The organism is Cellulosimicrobium sp. TH-20 (assembly GCF_002105775.1).
Taxonomy (GTDB): Bacteria; Actinomycetota; Actinomycetes; order Actinomycetales; family Cellulomonadaceae; genus Cellulosimicrobium; species Cellulosimicrobium funkei.
Genome location: NZ_CP020857.1, coordinates 2,394,844 through 2,414,234, shown reverse-complemented (window position 1 = coordinate 2,414,234; position 19,391 = coordinate 2,394,844). Strand labels below are relative to the sequence as shown.

Genomic DNA, 19,391 nt, shown 5'->3' with positions numbered 1-19,391 from the left:
GAGTTTACCGGCCGTCGCACGGCCCGACGGCGGCCGTCCGCCCCGTGCGAGGATGTGCGGCGTGATCATCGTGACGACCAACGACGTGCCCGGCTACCGCATCGACGCGGTGCTCGGCGAGGTCATGGGCATGACCGTGCGCAGCGCCAACCTCGGGGCGAACTTCGTCGCGTCCTTCCGCTCGATCGGGGGCGGGGAGGTCAAGGAGTACACGCAGCTCGTCTACGAGTCGCGCCAGGAGGTCATGCACCGCATGGTGCAGGAGGCGCAGCGCCGCGGGGCCAACGCCGTCGTCGGGATGCGCTTCGACACCGGCGAGATCGCGGCCTCGTTCTCGGAGGTGTGCGCGTACGGCACGGCCGTCGTCGTCAGCCCGCTCGCCGCGGGCCAGCCCGGCGCGACGGCGCAGTCCGCCCACCAGGCCCAGGGTGCGCCGTCCGCTCCCCCGCAGCCGGGCGGCCACGGCTACCCGCAGGACGCCGCGCCGGACCAGCCCGCCTGGCGCTGACGCGGCGCCACCGGCGCCGCGGCGCCGCGGCGCCGGTCAGAACAGCGAGATGATGATCGGGCCCTTGACGAGCACGATCCACGCGACGAGCGCGACGTAGCCGATCGCCAGGATCAGGTGCCGGTTGCCGACGAGCGTGCGGCGCACGCCCTCGCCCGCGGGCAGGTAGCCCTCCTGCACCGCATGGACCACCTGGTACCAGAACAGCGGGAGCATGGCGAACCACACGACCATGCAGTAGGGGCACATCGCGGAGATCGCGTACATCGTCGTCCACATGAGGAAGACGATCAGGCCCATGCCGAGCGTCGTCCCGCCGAGGAGCGCGAGCCAGTACCAGCGCGGCAGGCGGGCGCCCGCGAGCAGGACGACGCCCGTGGTGATCACCACGGGGAACGCCGCGATCCCGAGCAGCGGGTTGGGGAAGCCCAGGAGCGCCCCCTGCCACGAGTCCATCGCGTCGCCGCAGTCGAGCAGGGCGTTGACGCTGCACGAGGCGACGTGGCCGGGGTCGGCGAGCTTGAGGTACTTCTCGATCGCGAGCGCCGCCGAGCCGGCGAGGCCGATCGCGCCCAGCACGACGAGCAGCCAGCCCATCGTGCGCGGCCTGATCGGGCGGGGGCCGGACGCGGGCAGCAGCTCGTCGTCGGGCTCGGCGGACACGTTCGCACCGGCGGTGGCGCTCTTGCTCACGGGGACGCTCCTCGTGGGTCTCCGGCTCCCGCCGGACGTGACGGCGCGCACGGCGGTGCGCGCACGGCACAACCTACCGCGCCCCGCTGGGACCTGGCTGGGAGACACCGGACCACCGCACGCGCGCCACCTCGGCCGGTCGGCGGGCTACCGCGGCGGCGGGGCGGCCGCGGACGGCGCGTGCGCGTCGTCGGGCAGCGTGGCGACCACGACGCCCGCGGGGCGGCGACCGACGACGAGGATGATGGCGAGCCCCGCCACGGTGAGCGCGACGCCCGTCCAGGCGGGCGCGAGGTAGCCCCAGCCGGCGGCGATGACGAGCCCGCCGAGGAACGCCCCGTTGGCGTTGCCGACGTTGAGCGCGGAGTGGCACAGCGCCGCGCCGAGCGACGGCGCCGAGGGCGACAGGTCCATGAGCCGCGTCTGGAGCGACAGGCCGAGGATCTGCGACGTGACGCCGAGGAGGAACAGCGACAGCACGGCCGGGACGGGGTGCTGCCCGGTGAGCGCGAAGAGCGCCAGCATCGCCCCGGTCGACACGAACCCGAGGTACACGGTGCGCATCACCGAGCGGTCGGCGAGCCGGCCGCCGAGCACCGTCCCGACGGTCATGCCGACGCCGAAGATCGCGAGCACGAGCGGCACCGCGCCGGACGCGAGCCCGGTGACGCGCGTGACGGTCGGCTCGACGTAGGAGTACACGGCGAACATGCCGCCGAACCCGATCGCGGCACCGACGAAACCGGTCCACAGCGAGCCGTTGCGCAGGGCGCCGAGCTCGCGCCGCACGCTCGTGTCCTCGTTGCCCGCCCCGGCGGGGATCAGCCGCCACAGCGCCAGGAGCGTCACGAGCCCGAGCGCCCCGACGACGACGAACGCGGCCCGCCAACCGAGCTGCTGCCCGGCGAACGTGGAGAGGGGGACGCCGACGACGTTGGCGATCGTCAGGCCGGCCATCATCGTCGCGACGGCGCGGCCGCGGCGGCCGGGACCGGCGACGGCCGCGCCCACCGCCGCCCCGACGCCGAAGAACGCGCCGTGCGGCAGCCCGGCGAGGAAGCGCCCGGCGACGAGGGTCTCGATGCTCCCCGCCGTGGCGGAGAAGAGGTTCCCGAGCGTGTAGAACGCCATGAGCGCGACGAGGAGCGTCCTGCGCGGCACGCGTGCCGCGGCGACGGTGAGCAGCGGCGCGCCGACGACGACCCCGACGGCGTAGGCCGTGATCGCGTGGCCGGCGGTCGGGATGGACGTGCCGAGGTCGGTCGCGATGTCGGACAGGAGCCCCATGGTCGCGAACTCTGTCGTCCCGATGGTGAAGCCGCCCATCGCGAGCGCGAGCAGCGCGGGTCCGGCGCCGCGCAGGCGGCCGGCGGCGCGCGGCTCAGAGGCGTCCGACGGCGGTGCGGTCGGGGTGGCGTCGGTCATGGGTGTCCTCGTGCGTCGGTCGGGCGGGTTGGGCGAGCGGCTCGGATCGAGGTGTCGAATCGATTCGAGCCCGGTCGGCGACATCGGCGACGAGAAGAAGGGGCAGGCGACCAGTCTAGGCGGAGACGGGCTCGGCGCGCACGACCCACACGTGGTCCGCCGCGCGCAGGCCGAGCTGGGCGGGCGGCGCCGGGCGCGGTTCCGGCGCCGGTTCGACGCCCTCCGTCGGCGGCGACCAGACGACCGAGAGGATGCCCGCGTACTCGCGGCGCTCGCGGACCTCGACGCCCGTGTCGAGGCCGACGCCGATCTCGGCGAGGTAGCGCAGCACGTCGGGGTCGGCGTCGGAGATCCGCACCACGGTGCCGCGGTCCCCGACGACGAGCTCCGCGAGCGGGACCGCGGGCGGGCGGACGACGGTCCCGTCGGCACCGGGGATCGGGTCGCCGTGCGGGTCGCGCGTGGGGTGCCCGAGGCGCGCGTCGATGCGCTCGATGAGCAGGTCGGAGACCGCGTGCTCGAGCACCTCCGCCTCGTCGTGGACCTCGTCCCACCCGTAGCCGAGCTCCGACACCAGGTACGTCTCGAGGAGCCGGTGGCGGCGCACCATCGCGAGCGCGAGGCTGCGGCCGCGCTCGGTGAGGGTGATCGCACCGTACGGCGCGTGCTCGAGCAGACCCTGGGCGCTGAGCCGCCGGACCGTCTCGGAGACGGTGGAGGCCCCGACGCCGATGCGCTCGGCGAGGAGCTTCGTCGTCACGCGCTCGTCCGCCCACTCCTGAGCGGCCCAGACGACCTTGAGGTAGTCCTGGGCGACGGGCGTCAGGTCGGTCGGGTGGTCCACCCGACCACCCTAGGTCACGGCGTCCGGCGGGGGCTCAGGGGGTCGCGGACCGGACGAGCTCGAGCCGCACCTCGACCGTCCCCTCGTCGCGCACCTGCACGGGCGCGTCGGGCGGCACCGCGATGCCGAAGTCGGAGAAGCGCACGCCGGTCGCCCCGGTCGCGAGCACCCCCTGGCCCGACCGCTGCACGTCGAGCGCGACCGTCACGGCCTGGGTCTCGTCGCGGATCGTCAGCGCCCCCGCGGCCTGGAGCCGGACCGTCTCGTCGGTGGCCGCGAGCTCGCTCACGTCGAGCGGCGACGTGAGCGAGAAGAGCGTGGTCGGGTACAGGTCCGTCTCGAGCGCCTGCTGGAGCTGGCGGTCCGCCACGGACGACCCGGTCCGGAGCGCGGTCGTCGCGACGGTCACCGTCGCGGTCTGCAGCTCGCCGTCCGCGACGCGCAGCGTGCCGGTGACGTCCGGCGTGGTGCCGAGGAGCACCGCCTCGTCCGCCGGGACGTCGAGGACGTCCGCGCGGAATCCCGCCTCGGAGCCCGGCGCGACGACCCACTCGCCGTCCACGTCGAAGGGCCCGGGCGCGGCCGGGGCCGCGGACGCCGTCTCCTCCCCCGGCGACTGCAGACCCAGCGGGGGCGGGGTGCGGCCCTCCTGCACCTCCGAGTACACGAACGGGGCGAGGAGCACCACGACGAGCGCGAGGACCACCGACACGACGATCCAGCGCGTCGACCTGCTCATACGCCCCATCCTGCCGTGCCGCGCAGCGCGCGGCGAGCACCGACGCGCAGCGGCTCAGCCCGCGCCCGCGGGTTCACCCCCGGCCGGGGTGTCGGCGGGCGCGTCGCCGTCGGGCACGTCGCCCTCGGTGCCGGCCTCGGTGCCGTCCTCGTCGGGCTCCTCGACGACCGGCTCGCCGGACGGCGTGGGCCACGCGATCCGCGGCCAGACCTTCGCGGACTCGTCCGTCCCGATCTGCACGAGCTGCCAGTCGACGATGCGCCGCCGCTCGGGGTCGAAGCGCAGCACCGTCATCTCCGCGGTGCCCTTGAGCGGGCCGATGCGGAGCTGGTCCTTGACCGCGCCCGCGGTGCTCCCGCTCACGTACCGGACGCCCCCGCCCGTCCGCTCCGGACCGGACCGGGTGTGCATGTGCCCGGAGACCTGGTTCGGGACGCAGCCGGAGTCGAGCGCCTCGTTCCCCATGCGGGGTGTGTGGATGAGGAGGAGGTCGATCGGGTCGCCGTCCTCCTGCTCGGCGCACGCGACCTCGGTCAGCCGGGCCGCGTACTCCTCCGGCGTCTCCTCGCGGGGCGGCTGGCTGCCGAGCCCGAGCCGCGTCTCGAGCGGGTCGCGGTCGCCGAGGATGCGGATCCCCTCGACCTCGACGACCTTGCCGTCCAGGACGGTCTGGCCGTTCGCGCGCTCCTGCGCCGAGGTCTCGACGCTGTCGTGGTTGCCGTCGGCGACGACCATCGTCACGCCCTTCGGCACCGCGGAGGCGAACGAGTCGACGCAGAACGACTCGACGGCCGTGCCGTTCATCGTGGTGTCGCCGGCGTTGAGGACGACCGACGCCCCCGACCGCTCCACCGCGGTCCGGATGAGCGGGGCCATGCCGGTGTTGCAGTGCAGGTCGCTCACCACGAGGAGCGTGACGAGGTCCTCCTCCGCCGCCGGGGCGGGCCGCGGCGTCGGCTCGTCGCCCGCCTCGGTGTCGGTCTCGCCGTCGGTCTCGGTGTCGGAGCCGTCGTCGGGCGCGCCGGGCTCGTCGGCTCCCGCGTCGGCCCCGTCGTCCGTGCCCGACGTCGTCCCCTCCGTCGCGTCCGGGGCGTCGCCCGTCGCGTCGGGGGCGTCGGAGGACGCGCCGTCGGACGGCTCGTCGGAGGCCCGGTCGTCGGACGTGCCCGCCGCGGCGGGCCGCGGCGCGGTGAGGCGCTGGATCCGGTCGCGCCGGTCCCAGGCCGCGACGAGGTGGGCGTCCGCGCGCGCGTAGAAGTCCTCGTTCTCGCGGTAGAGGTCGATGAGCATCGCGCCGTAGGTGTCGACGACGCCCGCGAGCCGGCCCGTGATGCGCGCGCCCTCGAGGGGGGTCCCGTCGAACACCGCCGACGCGCGCTGGGACGACCCGGCCGTCGTGCCCGGGTCGCTCGCGACGAGCGACGCCCCGACGAGCGAGACGAGCACGACGCCCGCGGTGATCTCGTACGTGCGCGGCGCGACCCGCTCGCTGAGCTCGCGTCGGCGCGGCGGGCCGAGCAGGAGGTAGAGACCCGCACCGGCGGCCGCGACGACGAGGATCGCGAACCCCGTGCGGCGCAGCGCGTCGACGACGAGGGCGCGCGCGACGGAGCCGATCGTCTCCTGCGGGCCGCCGAAGAAGCGGAGGTAGTCCTCGAGGTCCTGGGACAGGCCCTCCAGCGTGTCCGCCTGCCCGACGGCGGTGAGGTCGGCGGGGATCTCCTCGACCGTGACGTCGGCGCCCAGGCCGAGCGGTAGCGGCGAGTCGATCTGGATCGTCCCGAGCGGGCCGAGGTCGACGGTGACGAGGCCGTTCGTCGTGACCTCGTACAGCGCTTCGTGCGGGCCGAGGCTGCGCTCGGCCGTCGCCGTCGTGACCCCCCACACGACGCACGGCACGAGGGCGAGCAGGATGCCGAGGGTCCAGCGGACCCAGCGGGGCGGGGTGCGGTGCGGACGGCTCATCACCGCCCAGCCTCCCGGATCGCGGCTCTCGTCGCCAACCGCGAGCGCCGCGCGCCCCGCCGCGAGGGCGCGGCGGGGCGCGCGGGGCGGCGCGTCGTCAGGACTTCGCGCCCCGCAGCGTGACGAGCGCCACGCCTGCGGCGACGAGCATGAGCACCACGCCGATGAGCGACGTCGTGCCGACGCCGCTGCCGAACGCGGCGTGCGCGGAGTCGAGCAGCGCCTGCGCCTGCCCCGCGGGCAGGGTCGAGGCGACCTGGGTCGCGCCGCCGAGCGTCTCGGCCGCGGCGACGGCGTCGGCCGCGGGGACGCCCTGCGGGACGACGACGTTCGCGTGGTACGACGCCGTGAGGATGCTCCCCAGGACCGCCGTGCCGAGCACGGCGCCCACCTCGTACGCGGTCTCGGAGATCGCGGACGCGGCACCCGCCTTCGCGGCGGGGACGGACGACACGATGAGGTCGTTCGACACGGTCTCGGCCGCGCCCACGCCGAGCGAGAGCACGACGAACGCCACCATGAGCAGCGCGAGCGTGCTCTGCCCGGCGCCCGCGGCGACGATCGCGTAGCCCGTCGCGGAGAACAGCAGCGCGACGGCGACGACGTGCGCCGGGCGCACGCGCCGCACCACCCGGACGACGCCGAGCCCGGCGACGATCATGACGACCAGCCCCGGCAGGAGCGCGACGCCCGCCTGCATCGGGCCGAGCCCGAGCACGAGCTGGACGTCCTGCGACACGAAGAACAGGAAGCCGACGAGCGAGAACACGGACAGCAGGTTGACGAGCACCGCGCCGCTGAAGGCACCGCGCGTGAAGAGGCGGACGTCGATCATGGGGTCGGACCGGTGGAGCTGACGGCGCACGAACAGCACGCCCGCGGCGAGCCCGACGGCGACGCTCACGAGCGCGACCACGCTCGGGCCGGACTTCGCGAAGGTCTTGATGCCGTAGACGACCGGCGTCATGGTCGCCATAACGAGCACGATCGACAGGACGTCGATCCGGCCCGGCGCGGGGTCGCGCGACTCGGGCACGAAGAACGGCGCGAGCGCGAGCAGCAGCACGAGCACCGGGACGGCGAGGAGGAAGACCGAGCCCCACCAGAAGTGCTCGAGGAGGAAGCCGCCGACGATCGGCCCGAGCGCGGACCCGGCCGCGAACCCGGCGGCCCAGACGGCGATGGCGAGCCGGCGCTCCTCGCGGTCGGTGAAGACGTTGCGCAGGATCGAGAGCGTCGACGGCATGAGCATGGCGCCGAAGAAGCCGAGCGCGGCGCGCGACGCGACGAGCGCGCCGGCGCTGGGCGCGTAGGCCGCAACCACGGAGACGGCGGCGAAGCCCACCGCGCCGGTGAGGAGCAGCCGACGGCGGCCGACACGGTCGGCGAACGAGCCCATCGGCACGAGCAGGCCGGCGAGCACGAGCGGGTAGATGTCGATGATCCACAGCAGCTGCGTCCCGGTGGGGCGCAGCGACTCGGAGATCTGGGGCAGCGCGAAGCTGAGCACGGTGTTGTCGACCGACACGAGCAGCACCGGGAGCATGAGCACGGCGAGCGCGAACCAGCGGCCGGCGGCGCCGCGCGCGGGTCCGCGCGTCGCGGGCTCGTGCTGGGCGGCGGTCCCGGTCGGGGTCGTCGTCACGGGGGTCGTCACGGCGAGGGGTCCTTCCACGTCTTCCGGGCGGCCGGGGCGACGCGGTGGCGCCGAACTTCCAGACCGTCCAGACGGTATAGTAACGACGAGACAGCCCACCGTCATCCCGCCCGCGACTGTGACGCTCCGCACCGCACCGTCTCCCCCGACCGGCGCCCCCGCGCCGGCCGCGGGCTCACCGCCCACCGGCCTGCGGGTCCGCACGGGCCGACTACCCTCGGTGCCATGCCGCCGCCCCCCGCTGCTCGCGCCAAGGTCCTGCGGGCGTTCGCGTCCCTGCTCGTCGAGCAGGGCGAGCGCGCCGCCACGCTCGAGGCGGTCGCCGAGCGCGCCGGGGTGTCCAAGGGCGGGCTGCTCTACCACTTCGGCTCCAAGGACGCGCTCGCCGACGGCCTCACCGAGCACCTCCGGGAGCTCACCGCCGCCGACGTGGAGGCCATGCGCGCCGCCCCCGCGGGGGCCGTCGACTACCTCATCCGCACCTCGACGCTCGTCGACACGGAGTTCGAGCTCGTCTACCTCGCCGTGTCCCGGCTCGCGCAGGGGTCGTACCCGCGCGCCCGTGCCGCGCTCGACGGCGCGCACGACGCGTGGACCCGCGCCGTGCTCGACGAGGTCGGCGACCCCGTCGTCGCCCACGCGATCGTCCTGCTCAGCGACGGCCTCTACGCGCACGCCGCGCTGAGCAGCGACGTGCTCAGCCGCGTCACGGGCGGCGACGAGGGGGACGACGGCGACGGCACGCCGGGCGAGGACCTCGCCTTCCGCGGCCCCCGCCCCGGCGACGACGTGGACGACCTCCTCGGCCTCATCGGCGAGCTCGTCGCGCTCCGCCGGACGGCCACCGCCTGAGGCGCCGCCCGGAGGCACGAGAGAGGCCCGGCGGGGCGCCGCAGGGCGCCCCGCCGGGCCTCTCCTCGTAGACCGTCGCGAGTCGGGACTGCTAGCCCCCGAACGAGAACGGCACGGACCGCTCGCGCGTCACCGGCCCGCCGTCGACGTCGGCCGTGAACGAGACGTCCACCTGGCCGTCGACCGGTTCCGACGTCCGCACCGCGAACGCCTGGTACGCGCTCGCCCCGGCCGCGACGCGCGGGAAGTGCTTGCGCCCGAACGGCGTCACGACGCTCACGTCCGCGGCACCGTCGCCCTCGTTCAGGACGCGCACGCCGAGGTAGAGCTTGCCGGCGAGCCAGCGCGGGGTCACGTCGACCGAGAAGTGCGGCCCGGGGTCGTCGGCGCACGGGTCGGCCGTCGGCGCGTCCTCCACCGTGGCGCTGTGGAACACGGTGTACGCGCCGCCGTCCGCCGCGACGGTCGCGGAGAGCCGGAGGTCGACGTCGTCCAGCCGCCACGTGGGGTCGTACGTCGGCGACACGGTCCCGTCGTCGTGGGTGACGAACCCCGGCCACGGCTGGCGCGTCGTCCACGGGTGCCCGAACCCGGCGTCGCCGTAGACGACCTCGTACGGCCCTCCCGGGCCCTCCCACTCGATGAAGAAGGTCGAGTTGTCGTCGGTCGCACCGGCCGGCGGGGTCACGGAGATGTCGACGAGAGGCACGCCGGCGTCGCACGTCGGCACGACCGACAGGACCTCGAGCTCGCAGCGCGGTCGGACGGCCGATCCCCAGTGCAGGATGACCTGGCTCTCGCCGTAGAAGCTCCACTGGTCGCTGGCCAGGCTGTCGAACCGGTAGCCGGGCGCCGCCGTCGCGACGATCCCCTCCGCGGTCCGCTCGTACGTGATCTCGGCCGTGTCGTCCGGCAGGACGACGTCGTCCGGCGTCGCGTCGCAGTCCGTCGGCACCACGGGCATGACCGGTTCGACGACCGTCGGCTCGACCCAGCAGGGCTCGGTGCTCCCGGTCTCGGTCCGGTCCAGCGCGTCGTCCGCGGCGTCGAGGGCGACCTCCCACTCCTGGGTGCGCGAGCCGTCGATGGTCCACTCGCCCGAGAAGAACCCGCTCTCGTCGACGACCCCGTCGCCGAGGACCTCCCCGTCGAGCCGGACGGCGACGGCCGTGCCCGCCGGGTAGCCCGCGACGTCCACCCACAGCACCTCGCAGTAGGCGCTGACGTCGACGCGCAGGCTCGGGTCGAAGCGGCACGGCTCCGTCGTCCCGGACCAGCTCCGATCGAGCGCGTCCCCGGGCGCGTCGAGCGTGACCGACCAGTCGTGCGGGGTCCGCCAGTCCAGCGGCCAGCCGGTCCAGAAGGAACCGGTGAAGGTCTCGTCGCCGACCACGGCACCGTCGACGCTCACGACGACGCGCGAGCCCTCCGGGTACCCGCCCACGTTGGTCGACAGCTCACCGCACGAGGCCCAGGCGTCGGCCCAGACGTTCGGGTCGGAGTCGCACGGGACGGTGCTGCCGCTGTCGGAGAAGTCCCCGTCCGCGCCGTCCGGTGCGTCCACGACGACGCTCCAGTCGTGCGGGACGGAGAAGTCGAGATCGCGCCAGAAGGAGTAGGACGTGTCGAACGTCGTGCTCTCGACGGTCTCGCCGTCGAGGGTCACGACGACGGACGTGCCCTGCGGGTAGTCGTCGAGGCTGACGTAGAGGGAGTTGCAGGAGGGCTGGACGGAGGGGGTGGCGGCGGCTGCGGGGGTCGCGGTGGCGACGCCCAGCCCGCCGAGGGCCAGCACCGTCCCCACGGTGCCGGCAAGGAGCTTCTTCACTCGGTTCGTGATCCTTCACGAGAGGACGGCGCGCGCCGTCGCGGATGTCGAGCGCATTCAACCAGACCTGGGGACTGCCTGGACATCCCCGACGAGCCGCGCGTCCTCCGGGCTCACGTGCGGCGGCGTCCGCCTCAGCCCTCGTAGGCGGCGCGCAACGGCACCAGGTCGAGCTTGGACTGCGTCATCATCACGTCCACGACGCGCTGCACGCGGGCCGGGTCGGGATCCTGCAGCATGGCGAGGAACTCGAGCGGCACGACCTGCCACGACAGCCCGAACCGGTCCTTGAGCCAGCCGCACTGCGACTCCTGGCCACCGTCGGTGAGCGCCGCCCAGTACTCGTCGACCTCGTCCTGGGACTCGCACTCGACGACGAACGACACCGCCTCGGTGAAGGGGAACTGCGGACCGCCGTTGATGGCGTCGAACCGCTGGCCGGCGAGCTCGAAGTCCGCCGACACGGCGGTGCCGTCGGGCTGGCGGAACACGTCGCCGACCTTCGCGTCGGGGAAGACGCTCGAGTAGAACGTGATGGCCTCCTCGAGGTTGCCGTCGAACCACAGGCTCGGCACGATCGCACGCATCGTCGTCTCCTTCGCAGGGCCTCGCGGGCGGCCGGTCGACCGCCCACCCGTTCCGACGGGCGCCGGGCGCGGAACTCATCGCACCCGCCCCGAGGTCGCGCGGTGCGCGCCCGCCCGCCACCCGGTGCTAGGCGGACGCCTTCTTCCGGGTCGTCTTCGAGGTGGTCGACTTCTCCTTCGTGGAGGCGGCGCGGCTCGTGCTCTTCTTCGCGGCCGGCTTCGTCGCCGCCTTCTCCTTCGTGCCCGAGCTCTTGCTCGCGCTCGTCGACCGGGAACCGCTCGACCCCTTGCCCGACGACGAGCTCGCGCGGCCGGAGCCCGACTTCGCGGTCGATCCGGAGCCGGACTTTGAACCTGAGCCTGAACCTGAGGCCTTCCCCCCGCTCGCGCGCGAGCTCTTCGACGACGCGACCGACTTGCGCAGCGCCTCCATGAGGTCGATGACCTCCGCGCCCTCGCCCTCCTCCGCCTGCTCGCCGAAGGTCTCGGCGGTGTCCAGCGCGTCGCCCTGCTCGAGCTTGGCCTCGATGAGCTGACGGAGCTGCGCCTGGTAGTCGTCCTCGTACTCCTCGGGCGTGAAGTCCGCCTCGAAGCTCGCGACGAGCTGCGCCGACATGGCGAGCTCCTTGTCGGTCACCTTCGCCTCGTCGTCGAGCGAGGGGAACGCGGCCTCGCGCACCTCGTCGGCCCACAGCAGCGTCTGGAGCACGAGCACGTCGTCCCGCACGCGCAGCGCCGCGAGCCGCGTGCGCTGCCGGAGCGCGAACTTGACGATCGCCGTCCGGTCGGTCTCCTCGAGCGTGCGCCGCATGAGCACGTACGCCTTGTTGGACTTCGAGTCGGGCTCCAGGTAGTAGCTGCGGTCGAGCAGGAGCGGGTCGATCTGCTCGCTCGGCACGAACTCCACGACCTCGATCTCGCGGCTGCGCTCGGCGGGGAGCGCGGCGAAGTCCTCGCTCGTCAGCACGACCGTGCGCTCGCCGTCGTCGTACGCCTTGTCGATGTGCTCGTACGGCACGACCTCGCCGTCGATCTCGCACACGCGCCGGTAGCGGATGCGGCCGCCGTCCTTGTCGTGGACCTGGTGCAGCGGCACGTCGTGGTCCTCCGTCGCGGAGTACACCTTGACCGGCACGTTGACGAGGCCGAACGTGATGGCGCCCTTCCAGATGGCCCTCATCCGTCCATGGTGGCGTCACCGGCGCCCGCCCGCGAGGGATACGGCGCGACGTCGGCTCCCGCGTGTGGGTGGCCCGCGGCACCATGGACGGGTGGCGGGGACGAGGTTCGAGTTCGAGGCCGAGCTGTGGCGCTGGGAGGCGCGCACCGACAGCTGGGTGTTCGCCGCGCTCCCGGAGGACGTGAGCGACGAGATCGCGGAGCTGCCGCTGCCGCCCGCGGGGTTCGGTTCGGTCAAGGTCGAGGTGACGCTCGGGGCGCAGCGCTGGTCCACGTCGGTGTTCCCCGACGCGCAGCGCAAGACGTTCGTCGTGCCGATCAAGGCCGCGGTCCGCCGCGCCGAGGGCGTCGACGTCGGCGACCGGGTGCGGATCGGCGTCGAGACGCTGGTCTGAGCGGCCCGACGTCGTCGCGCGGCCCGCGCGGGAGCGTCGCCTCAGCCGTCGTGGCGGCGTTCGTGGAACGCCTCGTCGGCGACCTGCGCCGTCCGCATGAAGCTCTCCATCACCTCGCGCGGCGTGGCGAGCTCGTCCGTGTTCTCGACCGGCTCCGGCACGCCGTCGAGGCTGCGCACCTCGTCGTGGATGCGCTCCATCGTCGTGTCGAGGGTCGCGGCGACGTCCGCCGCGAGCTTGAGCGCGTCCGTCAGGTGCTGAGGCACGTCGCGCTGGTACTTGTAGTAGATCTTGTGCTCCAGGCTCGCCCAGAAGTCCATGGCGATCGTGCGGAGCTGGATCTCGACGACGACGTCCTCGACGCGGTCGGAGAGGAACACCGGCACCTTCACGATGAGGTGCAGGCTCTTGTAGCCGTTGCCCTTCGGGTGCGCGATGTAGTCGCGCTCCTCCAGGACGGTAAGGTCGCGCTGGCCCACGAGCAGGTCGCGCACGCGGTAGATGTCGGAGACGAACGCGCACGTGACGCGGACGCCCGCGACGTCGAACATGTTCTCCCGCACGCCCTCCGGGGTGAGCGGGATCCCCTTGCGGCGCGCCTTCGCGACGATCGACTCGAGCGACTTCAGGCGCGAGCCCAGGTGCTCGATCGGGTTGTCGTCGTGCATGTGCCGGAACTCGTCGCGGAGCACGGTGATCTTCGTCATCACCTCGTCGATGCCGAACTTGTAGTTCATCATCAGGCGACGGAACTCACGGACGCGGGGACCGATCTCCGCGGGGAGCGGTACGTCGTCGGTCGTCAGGTGCGGCACGGTGATCCTCTCGGTCCGGCATCGACCCCGGGCGGGCTCCCCGGCCGGTCGGACAGCCCCACCCAGTGTCCACGGTCGAGGACGCCGAGAAGTTCCCGCCACGGCGGGCGACGCCGTCGGGCCCGCGCCACGATGGGCCCATGGCCACCACATCCAGCCGGGCGGGCGAGACGGTGAACGTCGGTGGTCACCGCCTGCGCCTCACCAACCTGGACAAGGTCCTCTACCCCGCCACCGGCACGACGAAGGCCGACGTCCTCGCGTACCTCGCGGCCGTCGCCGACGTCATGCTCCCCCACTGCGCGAACCGGCCCGCGACGCGCAAGCGGTGGCCCGACGGCGTCGACGGCCAGGTGTTCTTCCAGAAGAACGCGGGCCAGGGCGTCCCGTCCTGGGTGCGCACGCGACGCATCCAGCACAAGAGCAGCGCCAACGACTACGTGCTGGTGAACGACCTCGCGACCCTCACGTGGCTCGGCCAGACGGCGTCGCTCGAGCTCCACGTCCCGCAGTGGCAGTTCGGTCGCACCGGGGCGCACCTCGACCCCGACCGCCTCGTCCTCGACCTCGACCCCGGCCCGGGGGCCGGGCTGGCCGAGTGCGCGGAGGTCGCGCGCCAGGCGCGGCAGATCCTCCAGGGCATGGGCCTCGAACCCCTGCCCGTGACGAGCGGGTCCAAGGGCATCCACCTGTACGCCGCGCTCGACGGCAAGCAGGACGCGGCGGCCGTCTCCGCCGTCGCGCACGAGCTCGCCCGCTACCTCGAGGCCGAGCACCCCGACCTCGTCGTGAGCGACATGAAGAAGTCGCTGCGCGGCGGCAAGGTGCTCGTGGACTGGAGCCAGAACAACGGCAACAAGACGACGATCGCGCCCTACTCGCTGCGCGGGCGCGAGCACCCCACCGTCGCAGCGCCCCGCACCTGGGAGGAGCTCGACGACCCGGACCTGCGCCACCTCGACCTCGACGAGGTCGTCGAGCGCGTGCGCACCCTGGGCGACCCGCTCGCCGCGCTCACGCAGGGGCACCTCTCCGCGCTCGAGCCCACGCCCGCGCGCATGGCGACGTTCGAGCGCAAGGGGGGTGCGGCGTCGGGCGGCGACGCCGCGGACGGCGGGACGGACGACGAGCGGCCCGACCGCCTGCACCGGTACCGCTCCATGCGCGACGCCGGGCGCACGCCCGAGCCCGTCCCGGACGAGGCGCCGCCGCCGAGCGCGGGCAACAGCTTCGTCATCCAGGAGCACCACGCCCGCCGCCTGCACTGGGACTTCCGGCTGGAGCACGACGGCGTGCTCGTGAGCTGGGCGCTCCCGCGCGGCGAGCCGACCGACCCGAAGAAGAACCACCTCGCCGTCCAGACCGAGGACCACCCGCTCGCCTACGGCTCGTTCGAGGGCACGATCCCGAAGGGCGAGTACGGCGCCGGCGAGGTGACCATCTGGGACGCCGGCACGTACGAGCTCGAGAAGTGGCGCGACGGCGAGGAGGTCATCGTCACGCTCCACGGCGAGCAGCACGGCACCCGCCGCCTCGCACTCATCCACACGGGCGGCCGCGACGGCCGCGACGAGGACAACTGGCTGATCCACCTCATGGCGCCGAGGCCGAGCCGTCCGGGCGAGAGCGCGCGGGGTCGGGGCGCCGGGGGTGGGGAGGAGGCGCCGGGTCTACCATCCGCGGCTCGTCCCTCGCCGCTCCCGCCAGACCCGCCACGACCCGGCACCTCCTCCCCACCCCCGGCTTCGCGGTCGGCTCGCGGCGCGTCCTCGCCCGACCACGACGACACGCCGGAGCCACGGCCCGCGCGGACGGACTGGCGGCCGATGCTCGCGTCGCCCGCGTCGGCGGGCGACCTGCACGACGGCGACGCGTGGGCGTTCGAGATGAAGTGGGACGGGTTCCGGACGCTCGCGCACGTGTCCGAGGGGCGCGTGCGGCTCGTGAGCCGCTCGGGCAAGGACATGTCGGTGACGTACCCGGAGCTGCAGGCGCTCGCGGAGCAGGTCCCGGCCGAGGCGCTGCCGGTGGTGCTGGACGGGGAGATCGTCGCGCTCGACGCGCGGGGGCGGCCGAGCTTCCGGCGTCTCCAGCAGCGCGCGAACATCGCCAAGCCGGGGGACGTCGCCGCGGCGCGACGGCGCGTCACGGTCGACCTCATGGTGTTCGACGTCCTGGAGACCGGCGGGCGGTCGCTCGCGAAGCGCCCGTACGACGAGCGGCGCGAGGTGCTGGAGGACGTGCTGCGCGACGCCGTCGCCCCGGTGCACGTGCCGCCGGTCTTCGACGGGGACCTGGAGGCCGCGATGGAGACGTCGAGGCGGCTCGGGCTCGAGGGCGTCGTCGCGAAGCGGCGCGACGGGACGTACTCGTCGGGGCGCCGCTCGGCGCTGTGGCTGAAGCTCAAGCACGCGCAGTCGCAGGAGGTCGTCGTGGTCGGGTGGCGGCCGGGCCACGGCGAGCGGACGCACCTCGTCGGGTCCCTGCTGCTCGCCGTGCCCGACGACGGCCGCCTCGTCTACGTGGGCCGGGTCGGGTCGGGCTTCACGGACGCCGAGCGGCGTGACCTGGTCGCCGAGCTCGACCGGATCGGTCGCACGACGCCGCCCGCGGTGGGCGTGCCGCGCGAGGACGCGCGCGACGCGCACTGGGTGTCGCCGCGGCGGGTCGCGGAGGTCGTCTACGCCGAGTGGACGGGCGCCGGGGAGGGCGACGGCGACGACGTCCCGTTCGGCAAGCTGCGCCACCCCGTGTGGAAGGGGTGGCGCCGGGACAAGTCGCCGGACGACGTCGTGCTGGAGACGCCCGCGACGGTCGAGGGCTGAGCCGGCCGCGGTCCTCGGTCGGTCGCCGCATCATGCCCGCTGAGCGCTCGCACGATTGGTATACCATTTGGCCATGGCTGCCCCTCCCCTCCCGCGCCGCACCGACCGGCCCGGGGACCGCCGGCCGCGCCGCGCGGTGGCGTGGGCCGCGGCGCTCGGCGTCGCCGTCCTCGCCGCGTGCACGCCCGGCGGGGCGGGCGGCGACGCCACGCCCTCTGCACCGCCGAGCCCGGCCGCCACCCCGCAGGCTCCGGCGACGACGCCCGCGGACGGCCCGACGACCCCCGCGCCCGACCCCGTCCCCGCCGTCGAGACCCCGCGGTTCCTGCTCGCGACCGAGGCGGAGTCCGACGGCCTCGCGATCGTCGACCCGACGATCCGGGAGGGCAGCGCCGTCGTCGACCGCATCGAGGTCGGGGCCGCGCCGTGGGGCGTCGCCGTGCACGCCCCGACGATGCGCGCCTACGTCTCGACGGCCCAGGGCGTCGCCGTCGTGGACCTCGCGACGCGCGAGCGGGTCGACCTCCTCCCCTACCGGGACGCGCCCGCGCGGGTCGCGTTCGGCGAGTACCGCCGCGGCGGCATGGGCATCGCCGTCTCGCCCGACGGCGCCCGCGTCCACGTCGCCGTCCACCGCGGCGACTCGTCGACGCTCGAGACGATCGACGTCGCGTCGCGCGAGGTCGTCGCGAGCACGCCCGTGGGGCTGCGACCGTTCGACGTGCTCGTCGCCGCCGACGGCAGCGAGGTCTACACCGTCGACCACGACGCGTTCTCCGTGCACGTCGTCGACACCACGACGTTCGAGGCCCGACGGATCGAGGTCGCGCCGTTCGGCACGGACGGCGGCCTCGCGTCGTTCGAGAAGCCGCACTACGCGGTGCTCGACGACGACGGCTCGCTCCTGCTGCCCTACCAGGGCCGCGTGCTGGTCCGCCTCGACCCGGCCACCGGCACGACGACGACCGTCGCCTCGGTGGCGGACAGCCACCAGCACGGCGTCGCCCGCGCGCCCGACGGCCGCGTCGTCGTCGTGGGCAACGGCCCGTTCGGCAACGCCACGGGCGGGCCGAACGTGACGGTGCTCGACCCGGCGACCCGCGCAGAGCAGGTCGCCCCGCTCACGCGCCGCCACGAGACCGTGACGACGTGGACCGACCCCGCGACGGGCCGCCCGAGCGCCGTGCTCGCCGGCGGGTACACGCAGGCCGAGGCGTGGGACGGCGCGACCGTCGTCGACCTCGGCACGCTCGACACGTACGAGATCCAGATCCCCGGACGGCCCCAGGTCGTCGTCCCGCTGCCGGAAGGACCCGCCGCATGACCACCGCCCGCACCCCCGAGACCGTCACCGTCCTGCGCGACGTCCGCCCCTGGGGCGGCGAGCCGGTCGACCTGCACGTCGCGGACGGCCGCATCGCCGCGGTGACGCCGCACGACCCGGCGGCCGGCACGGTGCCGGAGGCCGGCGTGGTGGACGGCCGCGGCCTGCTCGCGCTCCCGGGCCTCGTCAACGCCCACGCGCACGTCGACAAGAGCTGGTGGGGCCGGCCCTGGGTGAGCTACGGCGGCGAGGCGACGACGCAGGGCCGCATCGCGCACGAGCGCGCGCACCGCGACGAGCTCGGCATCCCGGGCGTCGACGTGACGCTCACGGTGCTGCGCGAGTTCGTGCGGCACGGCACGACGGCGATCCGCACCCACGTCGACGTCGACCTCGGCCTGGGGCTGCGCGGCATCGAGGTCGTGCGCGAGGCGCTCGCCGCGCTGGACGGCGCCGTGCACGCCGAGATCGTCGCGTTCCCGCAGGACGGCGTGCTGCGCCGGCCCGGGGTGCTCGACCTGCTCGACGCGGCCGCCGCCGCGGGCGCCGAGCACGTCGGCGGCCTCGACCCGGCGTCGATCGACCGCGACCCCGTCGGCCAGCTCGACGGGCTGTTCGCGATCGCCGAGCGCCGCGGCGTCGGGATCGACGTGCACCTCCACGACGGCGGGGACCTCGGCGCTTTCCAGGTCGAGCTCATGATCGACCGCACCCTGCGCGCCGGCCTCCAGGGGAAGGTCAACGTGGCGCACGGATTCGCGGTCGGCGACGTCCCGGCGTCGCGCCAGGCGGACCTCGTCGCCGCGATGGGCGAGGCCGGCATCACCATGACCACGGTCGCGCCGATCGGCGCCGCTCCCCTGCCCGTGCACGCGCTGCGCGCGGCGGGCGTCGCCGTCGGGCTCGGCACGGACGGCATCCGCGACCTGTGGTCCCCCTACGGGACGGGCGACCTCCTCGCGCTGACGACCCAGCTCGCCCGCCTCTCGCGCTTCCGGTACGACGAGGAGCTCGTCACCGCGGCGCGCGTCGCGACGTCCGACGCCGCGCGCTTCGTCGGCCGCGACGTCCACGACCTCGTCGTCGGCGCGCCCGCGGACGTGGTGCTCGTCGACGCGGAGAACGTGCCCGACGCCGTCGTGCGCGCCCCGCGCCGCGCGCTCGTCGTCGCGGGCGGCCGGGTCGTGGCCCGCGACGGCGACGTGCTCGTCTGACGTCGCGCCGAGGCAGGGCGTCGTCCGGCCGCGCCACCGCGCGGCCGGGCGATGAGTTCCCGGGCGGGCCGTCGTCTACCCCGACGACACCCGCACCGGGCGACCCGCCCGCCACACCGGAGGACCGCATGAGCACCCAGATCTTCGTCAACCTGCCCGTCCAGGACCTCGACGCCGCGAAGGCGTTCTACACCGCGCTGGGGTACACGGTGAACGAGCAGTTCACGGACGAGAACGCGTCCTCGATCGTCCTCAGCGACACGATCTACGTGATGCTCCTCACCGCGGAGTTCGCGCAGCGGTTCACGAACAAGGCGATCGCCGACGCGACCGCCACGACCGAGGTCATCAACGCCCTGAGCGTCGGCTCCCGCGCCGAGGTCGACCGACTCGTCGACGCCGCGTTCGCCGCCGGCGCGACGGCGGTCAAGGACCCCCAGGAGGAGGGCGGTTTCATGTACTCGCGGAGCTTCGCCGACCTCGACGGGCACCAGTGGGAGGTCCTCCACATGGACCCCACCGCGTTCGAGGGCTGACCGCG

17 protein-coding genes are annotated in these 19,391 nt (G+C 74.3%); 7 read left to right on the top strand and 10 right to left on the bottom strand.

Annotated elements, in window-relative coordinates; translation table 11 throughout:
• Positions 1–61 precede the first annotated feature (61 nt).
• Entirely contained in the window at positions 62–508 is a 447-nt protein-coding gene (locus tag B8281_RS10625; protein WP_051028118.1) for a YbjQ family protein, read from the top strand.
• A gap of 36 nt (positions 509–544) precedes the next feature.
• Here B8281_RS10625 and B8281_RS10620 read toward each other — a convergent pair whose 3' ends face one another.
• The 6 genes from B8281_RS10620 to B8281_RS10595 all read right to left on the bottom strand — a co-directional run bounded on the left by B8281_RS10620 (position 545) and on the right by B8281_RS10595 (position 7,831).
• Positions 545–1,201 carry a vitamin K epoxide reductase family protein gene (locus B8281_RS10620; RefSeq protein ID WP_232322541.1) on the bottom strand — a complete coding sequence of 219 codons (657 nt, stop codon included), beginning with the start codon at positions 1,199–1,201 and terminating at the stop codon, positions 545–547.
• Positions 1,202–1,348: 147 nt separating this feature from the next.
• Positions 1,349–2,626: an MFS transporter gene (locus B8281_RS10615; RefSeq protein WP_085387690.1), complete on the bottom strand. Its 1,278-nt coding sequence runs from the start codon at positions 2,624–2,626 to the stop codon at positions 1,349–1,351.
• A gap of 115 nt (positions 2,627–2,741) precedes the next feature.
• Entirely contained in the window at positions 2,742–3,470 is a 729-nt protein-coding gene (locus B8281_RS10610) for a metal-dependent transcriptional regulator (RefSeq protein WP_114552614.1), read from the bottom strand.
• A 34-nt stretch (positions 3,471–3,504) separates the two neighbouring features.
• Positions 3,505–4,209 carry a YceI family protein gene (locus B8281_RS10605; protein ID WP_157446616.1) on the bottom strand — a complete coding sequence of 235 codons (705 nt, stop codon included), beginning with the start codon at positions 4,207–4,209 and terminating at the stop codon, positions 3,505–3,507.
• 54 nt (positions 4,210–4,263) lie between these two features.
• Entirely contained in the window at positions 4,264–6,174 is a 1,911-nt protein-coding gene (locus B8281_RS10600; protein WP_157446615.1) for a metallophosphoesterase, read from the bottom strand.
• A 97-nt stretch (positions 6,175–6,271) separates the two neighbouring features.
• Positions 6,272–7,831, bottom strand: coding sequence for an MFS transporter (locus B8281_RS10595; protein ID WP_232322540.1), 1,560 nt, complete (start codon positions 7,829–7,831; stop codon positions 6,272–6,274).
• Between the two features lie 225 nt (positions 7,832–8,056).
• Here B8281_RS10595 and B8281_RS10590 point away from each other — a divergent pair, with 225 nt between their 5' ends.
• A complete protein-coding gene (locus B8281_RS10590; protein WP_232322539.1) occupies positions 8,057–8,683 on the top strand; it encodes a TetR/AcrR family transcriptional regulator in 627 nt (208 codons plus the stop codon).
• 91 nt (positions 8,684–8,774) lie between these two features.
• Here the strand turns inward: B8281_RS10590 and B8281_RS10585 are convergent, their stop codons facing one another.
• The 3 genes from B8281_RS10585 to B8281_RS10575 form a co-directional block, all read right to left on the bottom strand.
• Entirely contained in the window at positions 8,775–10,511 is a 1,737-nt protein-coding gene (locus tag B8281_RS10585) for a hypothetical protein (RefSeq protein ID WP_085387688.1), read from the bottom strand.
• Between the two features lie 134 nt (positions 10,512–10,645).
• Positions 10,646–11,098, bottom strand: coding sequence for a VOC family protein (locus tag B8281_RS10580; protein WP_043654330.1), 453 nt, complete (start codon positions 11,096–11,098; stop codon positions 10,646–10,648).
• 127 nt (positions 11,099–11,225) lie between these two features.
• Positions 11,226–12,278: a Ku protein gene (locus tag B8281_RS10575; protein ID WP_043654328.1), complete on the bottom strand. Its 1,053-nt coding sequence runs from the start codon at positions 12,276–12,278 to the stop codon at positions 11,226–11,228.
• 91 nt (positions 12,279–12,369) lie between these two features.
• Between B8281_RS10575 and B8281_RS10570 the strand changes: the two genes are divergently transcribed.
• Positions 12,370–12,672 carry a DUF1905 domain-containing protein gene (locus tag B8281_RS10570; protein WP_031315545.1) on the top strand — a complete coding sequence of 101 codons (303 nt, stop codon included), beginning with the start codon at positions 12,370–12,372 and terminating at the stop codon, positions 12,670–12,672.
• Between the two features lie 41 nt (positions 12,673–12,713).
• Here B8281_RS10570 and B8281_RS10565 read toward each other — a convergent pair whose 3' ends face one another.
• On the bottom strand, positions 12,714–13,412 hold the full coding sequence (locus B8281_RS10565; protein ID WP_085388716.1) for a GTP pyrophosphokinase family protein: 699 nt from the start codon (positions 13,410–13,412) through the stop codon (positions 12,714–12,716).
• Between the two features lie 215 nt (positions 13,413–13,627).
• On the opposite strand from B8281_RS10565, the gene B8281_RS10560 reads away from it, so the two are divergent.
• The 4 genes from B8281_RS10560 (at position 13,628) to B8281_RS10545 (ending at position 19,386) form a co-directional block, all read left to right on the top strand.
• A complete protein-coding gene (locus tag B8281_RS10560) occupies positions 13,628–16,312 on the top strand; it encodes an ATP-dependent DNA ligase (protein ID WP_085387687.1) in 2,685 nt (894 codons plus the stop codon).
• Between the two features lie 73 nt (positions 16,313–16,385).
• A complete protein-coding gene (locus B8281_RS10555; RefSeq protein ID WP_157446614.1) occupies positions 16,386–17,636 on the top strand; it encodes a YncE family protein in 1,251 nt (416 codons plus the stop codon).
• The gene (locus B8281_RS10550; RefSeq protein ID WP_085387685.1) at positions 17,633–18,850 is read left to right on the top strand and encodes an amidohydrolase; all 1,218 of its coding nucleotides are present in this window, start codon (positions 17,633–17,635) and stop codon (positions 18,848–18,850) included. Before B8281_RS10555 ends, B8281_RS10550 begins: the two co-directional genes overlap by 4 nt.
• Positions 18,851–18,978: 128 nt before the next feature.
• Positions 18,979–19,386 (top strand): VOC family protein, encoded by a 408-nt coding sequence (locus B8281_RS10545; RefSeq protein WP_021482782.1) that lies wholly within the window; start codon positions 18,979–18,981, stop codon positions 19,384–19,386.
• Positions 19,387–19,391 lie beyond the last annotated feature (5 nt).

What these genes read in the sequence shown, in the direction of transcription:
- B8281_RS10615 (WP_085387690.1), bottom strand. Translation starts at nt 2,626, where the DNA reads ATGACCGACGCCACCCCGACCGCACCGCCGTCGGACGCCTCTGAGCCG.
- B8281_RS10550 (WP_085387685.1), top strand. Translation starts at nt 17,633, where the DNA reads ATGACCACCGCCCGCACCCCCGAGACCGTCACCGTCCTGCGCGACGTC.
- B8281_RS10580 (WP_043654330.1), bottom strand. Translation starts at nt 11,098, where the DNA reads ATGCGTGCGATCGTGCCGAGCCTGTGGTTCGACGGCAACCTCGAGGAG.
- B8281_RS10590 (WP_232322539.1), top strand. Translation starts at nt 8,057, where the DNA reads ATGCCGCCGCCCCCCGCTGCTCGCGCCAAGGTCCTGCGGGCGTTCGCG.
- B8281_RS10565 (WP_085388716.1), bottom strand. Translation starts at nt 13,412, where the DNA reads ATGATGAACTACAAGTTCGGCATCGACGAGGTGATGACGAAGATCACC.
- B8281_RS10555 (WP_157446614.1), top strand. Translation starts at nt 16,386, where the DNA reads ATGGCTGCCCCTCCCCTCCCGCGCCGCACCGACCGGCCCGGGGACCGC.
- B8281_RS10560 (WP_085387687.1), top strand. Translation starts at nt 13,628, where the DNA reads ATGGCCACCACATCCAGCCGGGCGGGCGAGACGGTGAACGTCGGTGGT.
- B8281_RS10575 (WP_043654328.1), bottom strand. Translation starts at nt 12,278, where the DNA reads ATGAGGGCCATCTGGAAGGGCGCCATCACGTTCGGCCTCGTCAACGTG.
- B8281_RS10605 (WP_157446616.1), bottom strand. Translation starts at nt 4,209, where the DNA reads ATGAGCAGGTCGACGCGCTGGATCGTCGTGTCGGTGGTCCTCGCGCTC.
- B8281_RS10545 (WP_021482782.1), top strand. Translation starts at nt 18,979, where the DNA reads ATGAGCACCCAGATCTTCGTCAACCTGCCCGTCCAGGACCTCGACGCC.
- B8281_RS10600 (WP_157446615.1), bottom strand. Translation starts at nt 6,174, where the DNA reads ATGAGCCGTCCGCACCGCACCCCGCCCCGCTGGGTCCGCTGGACCCTC.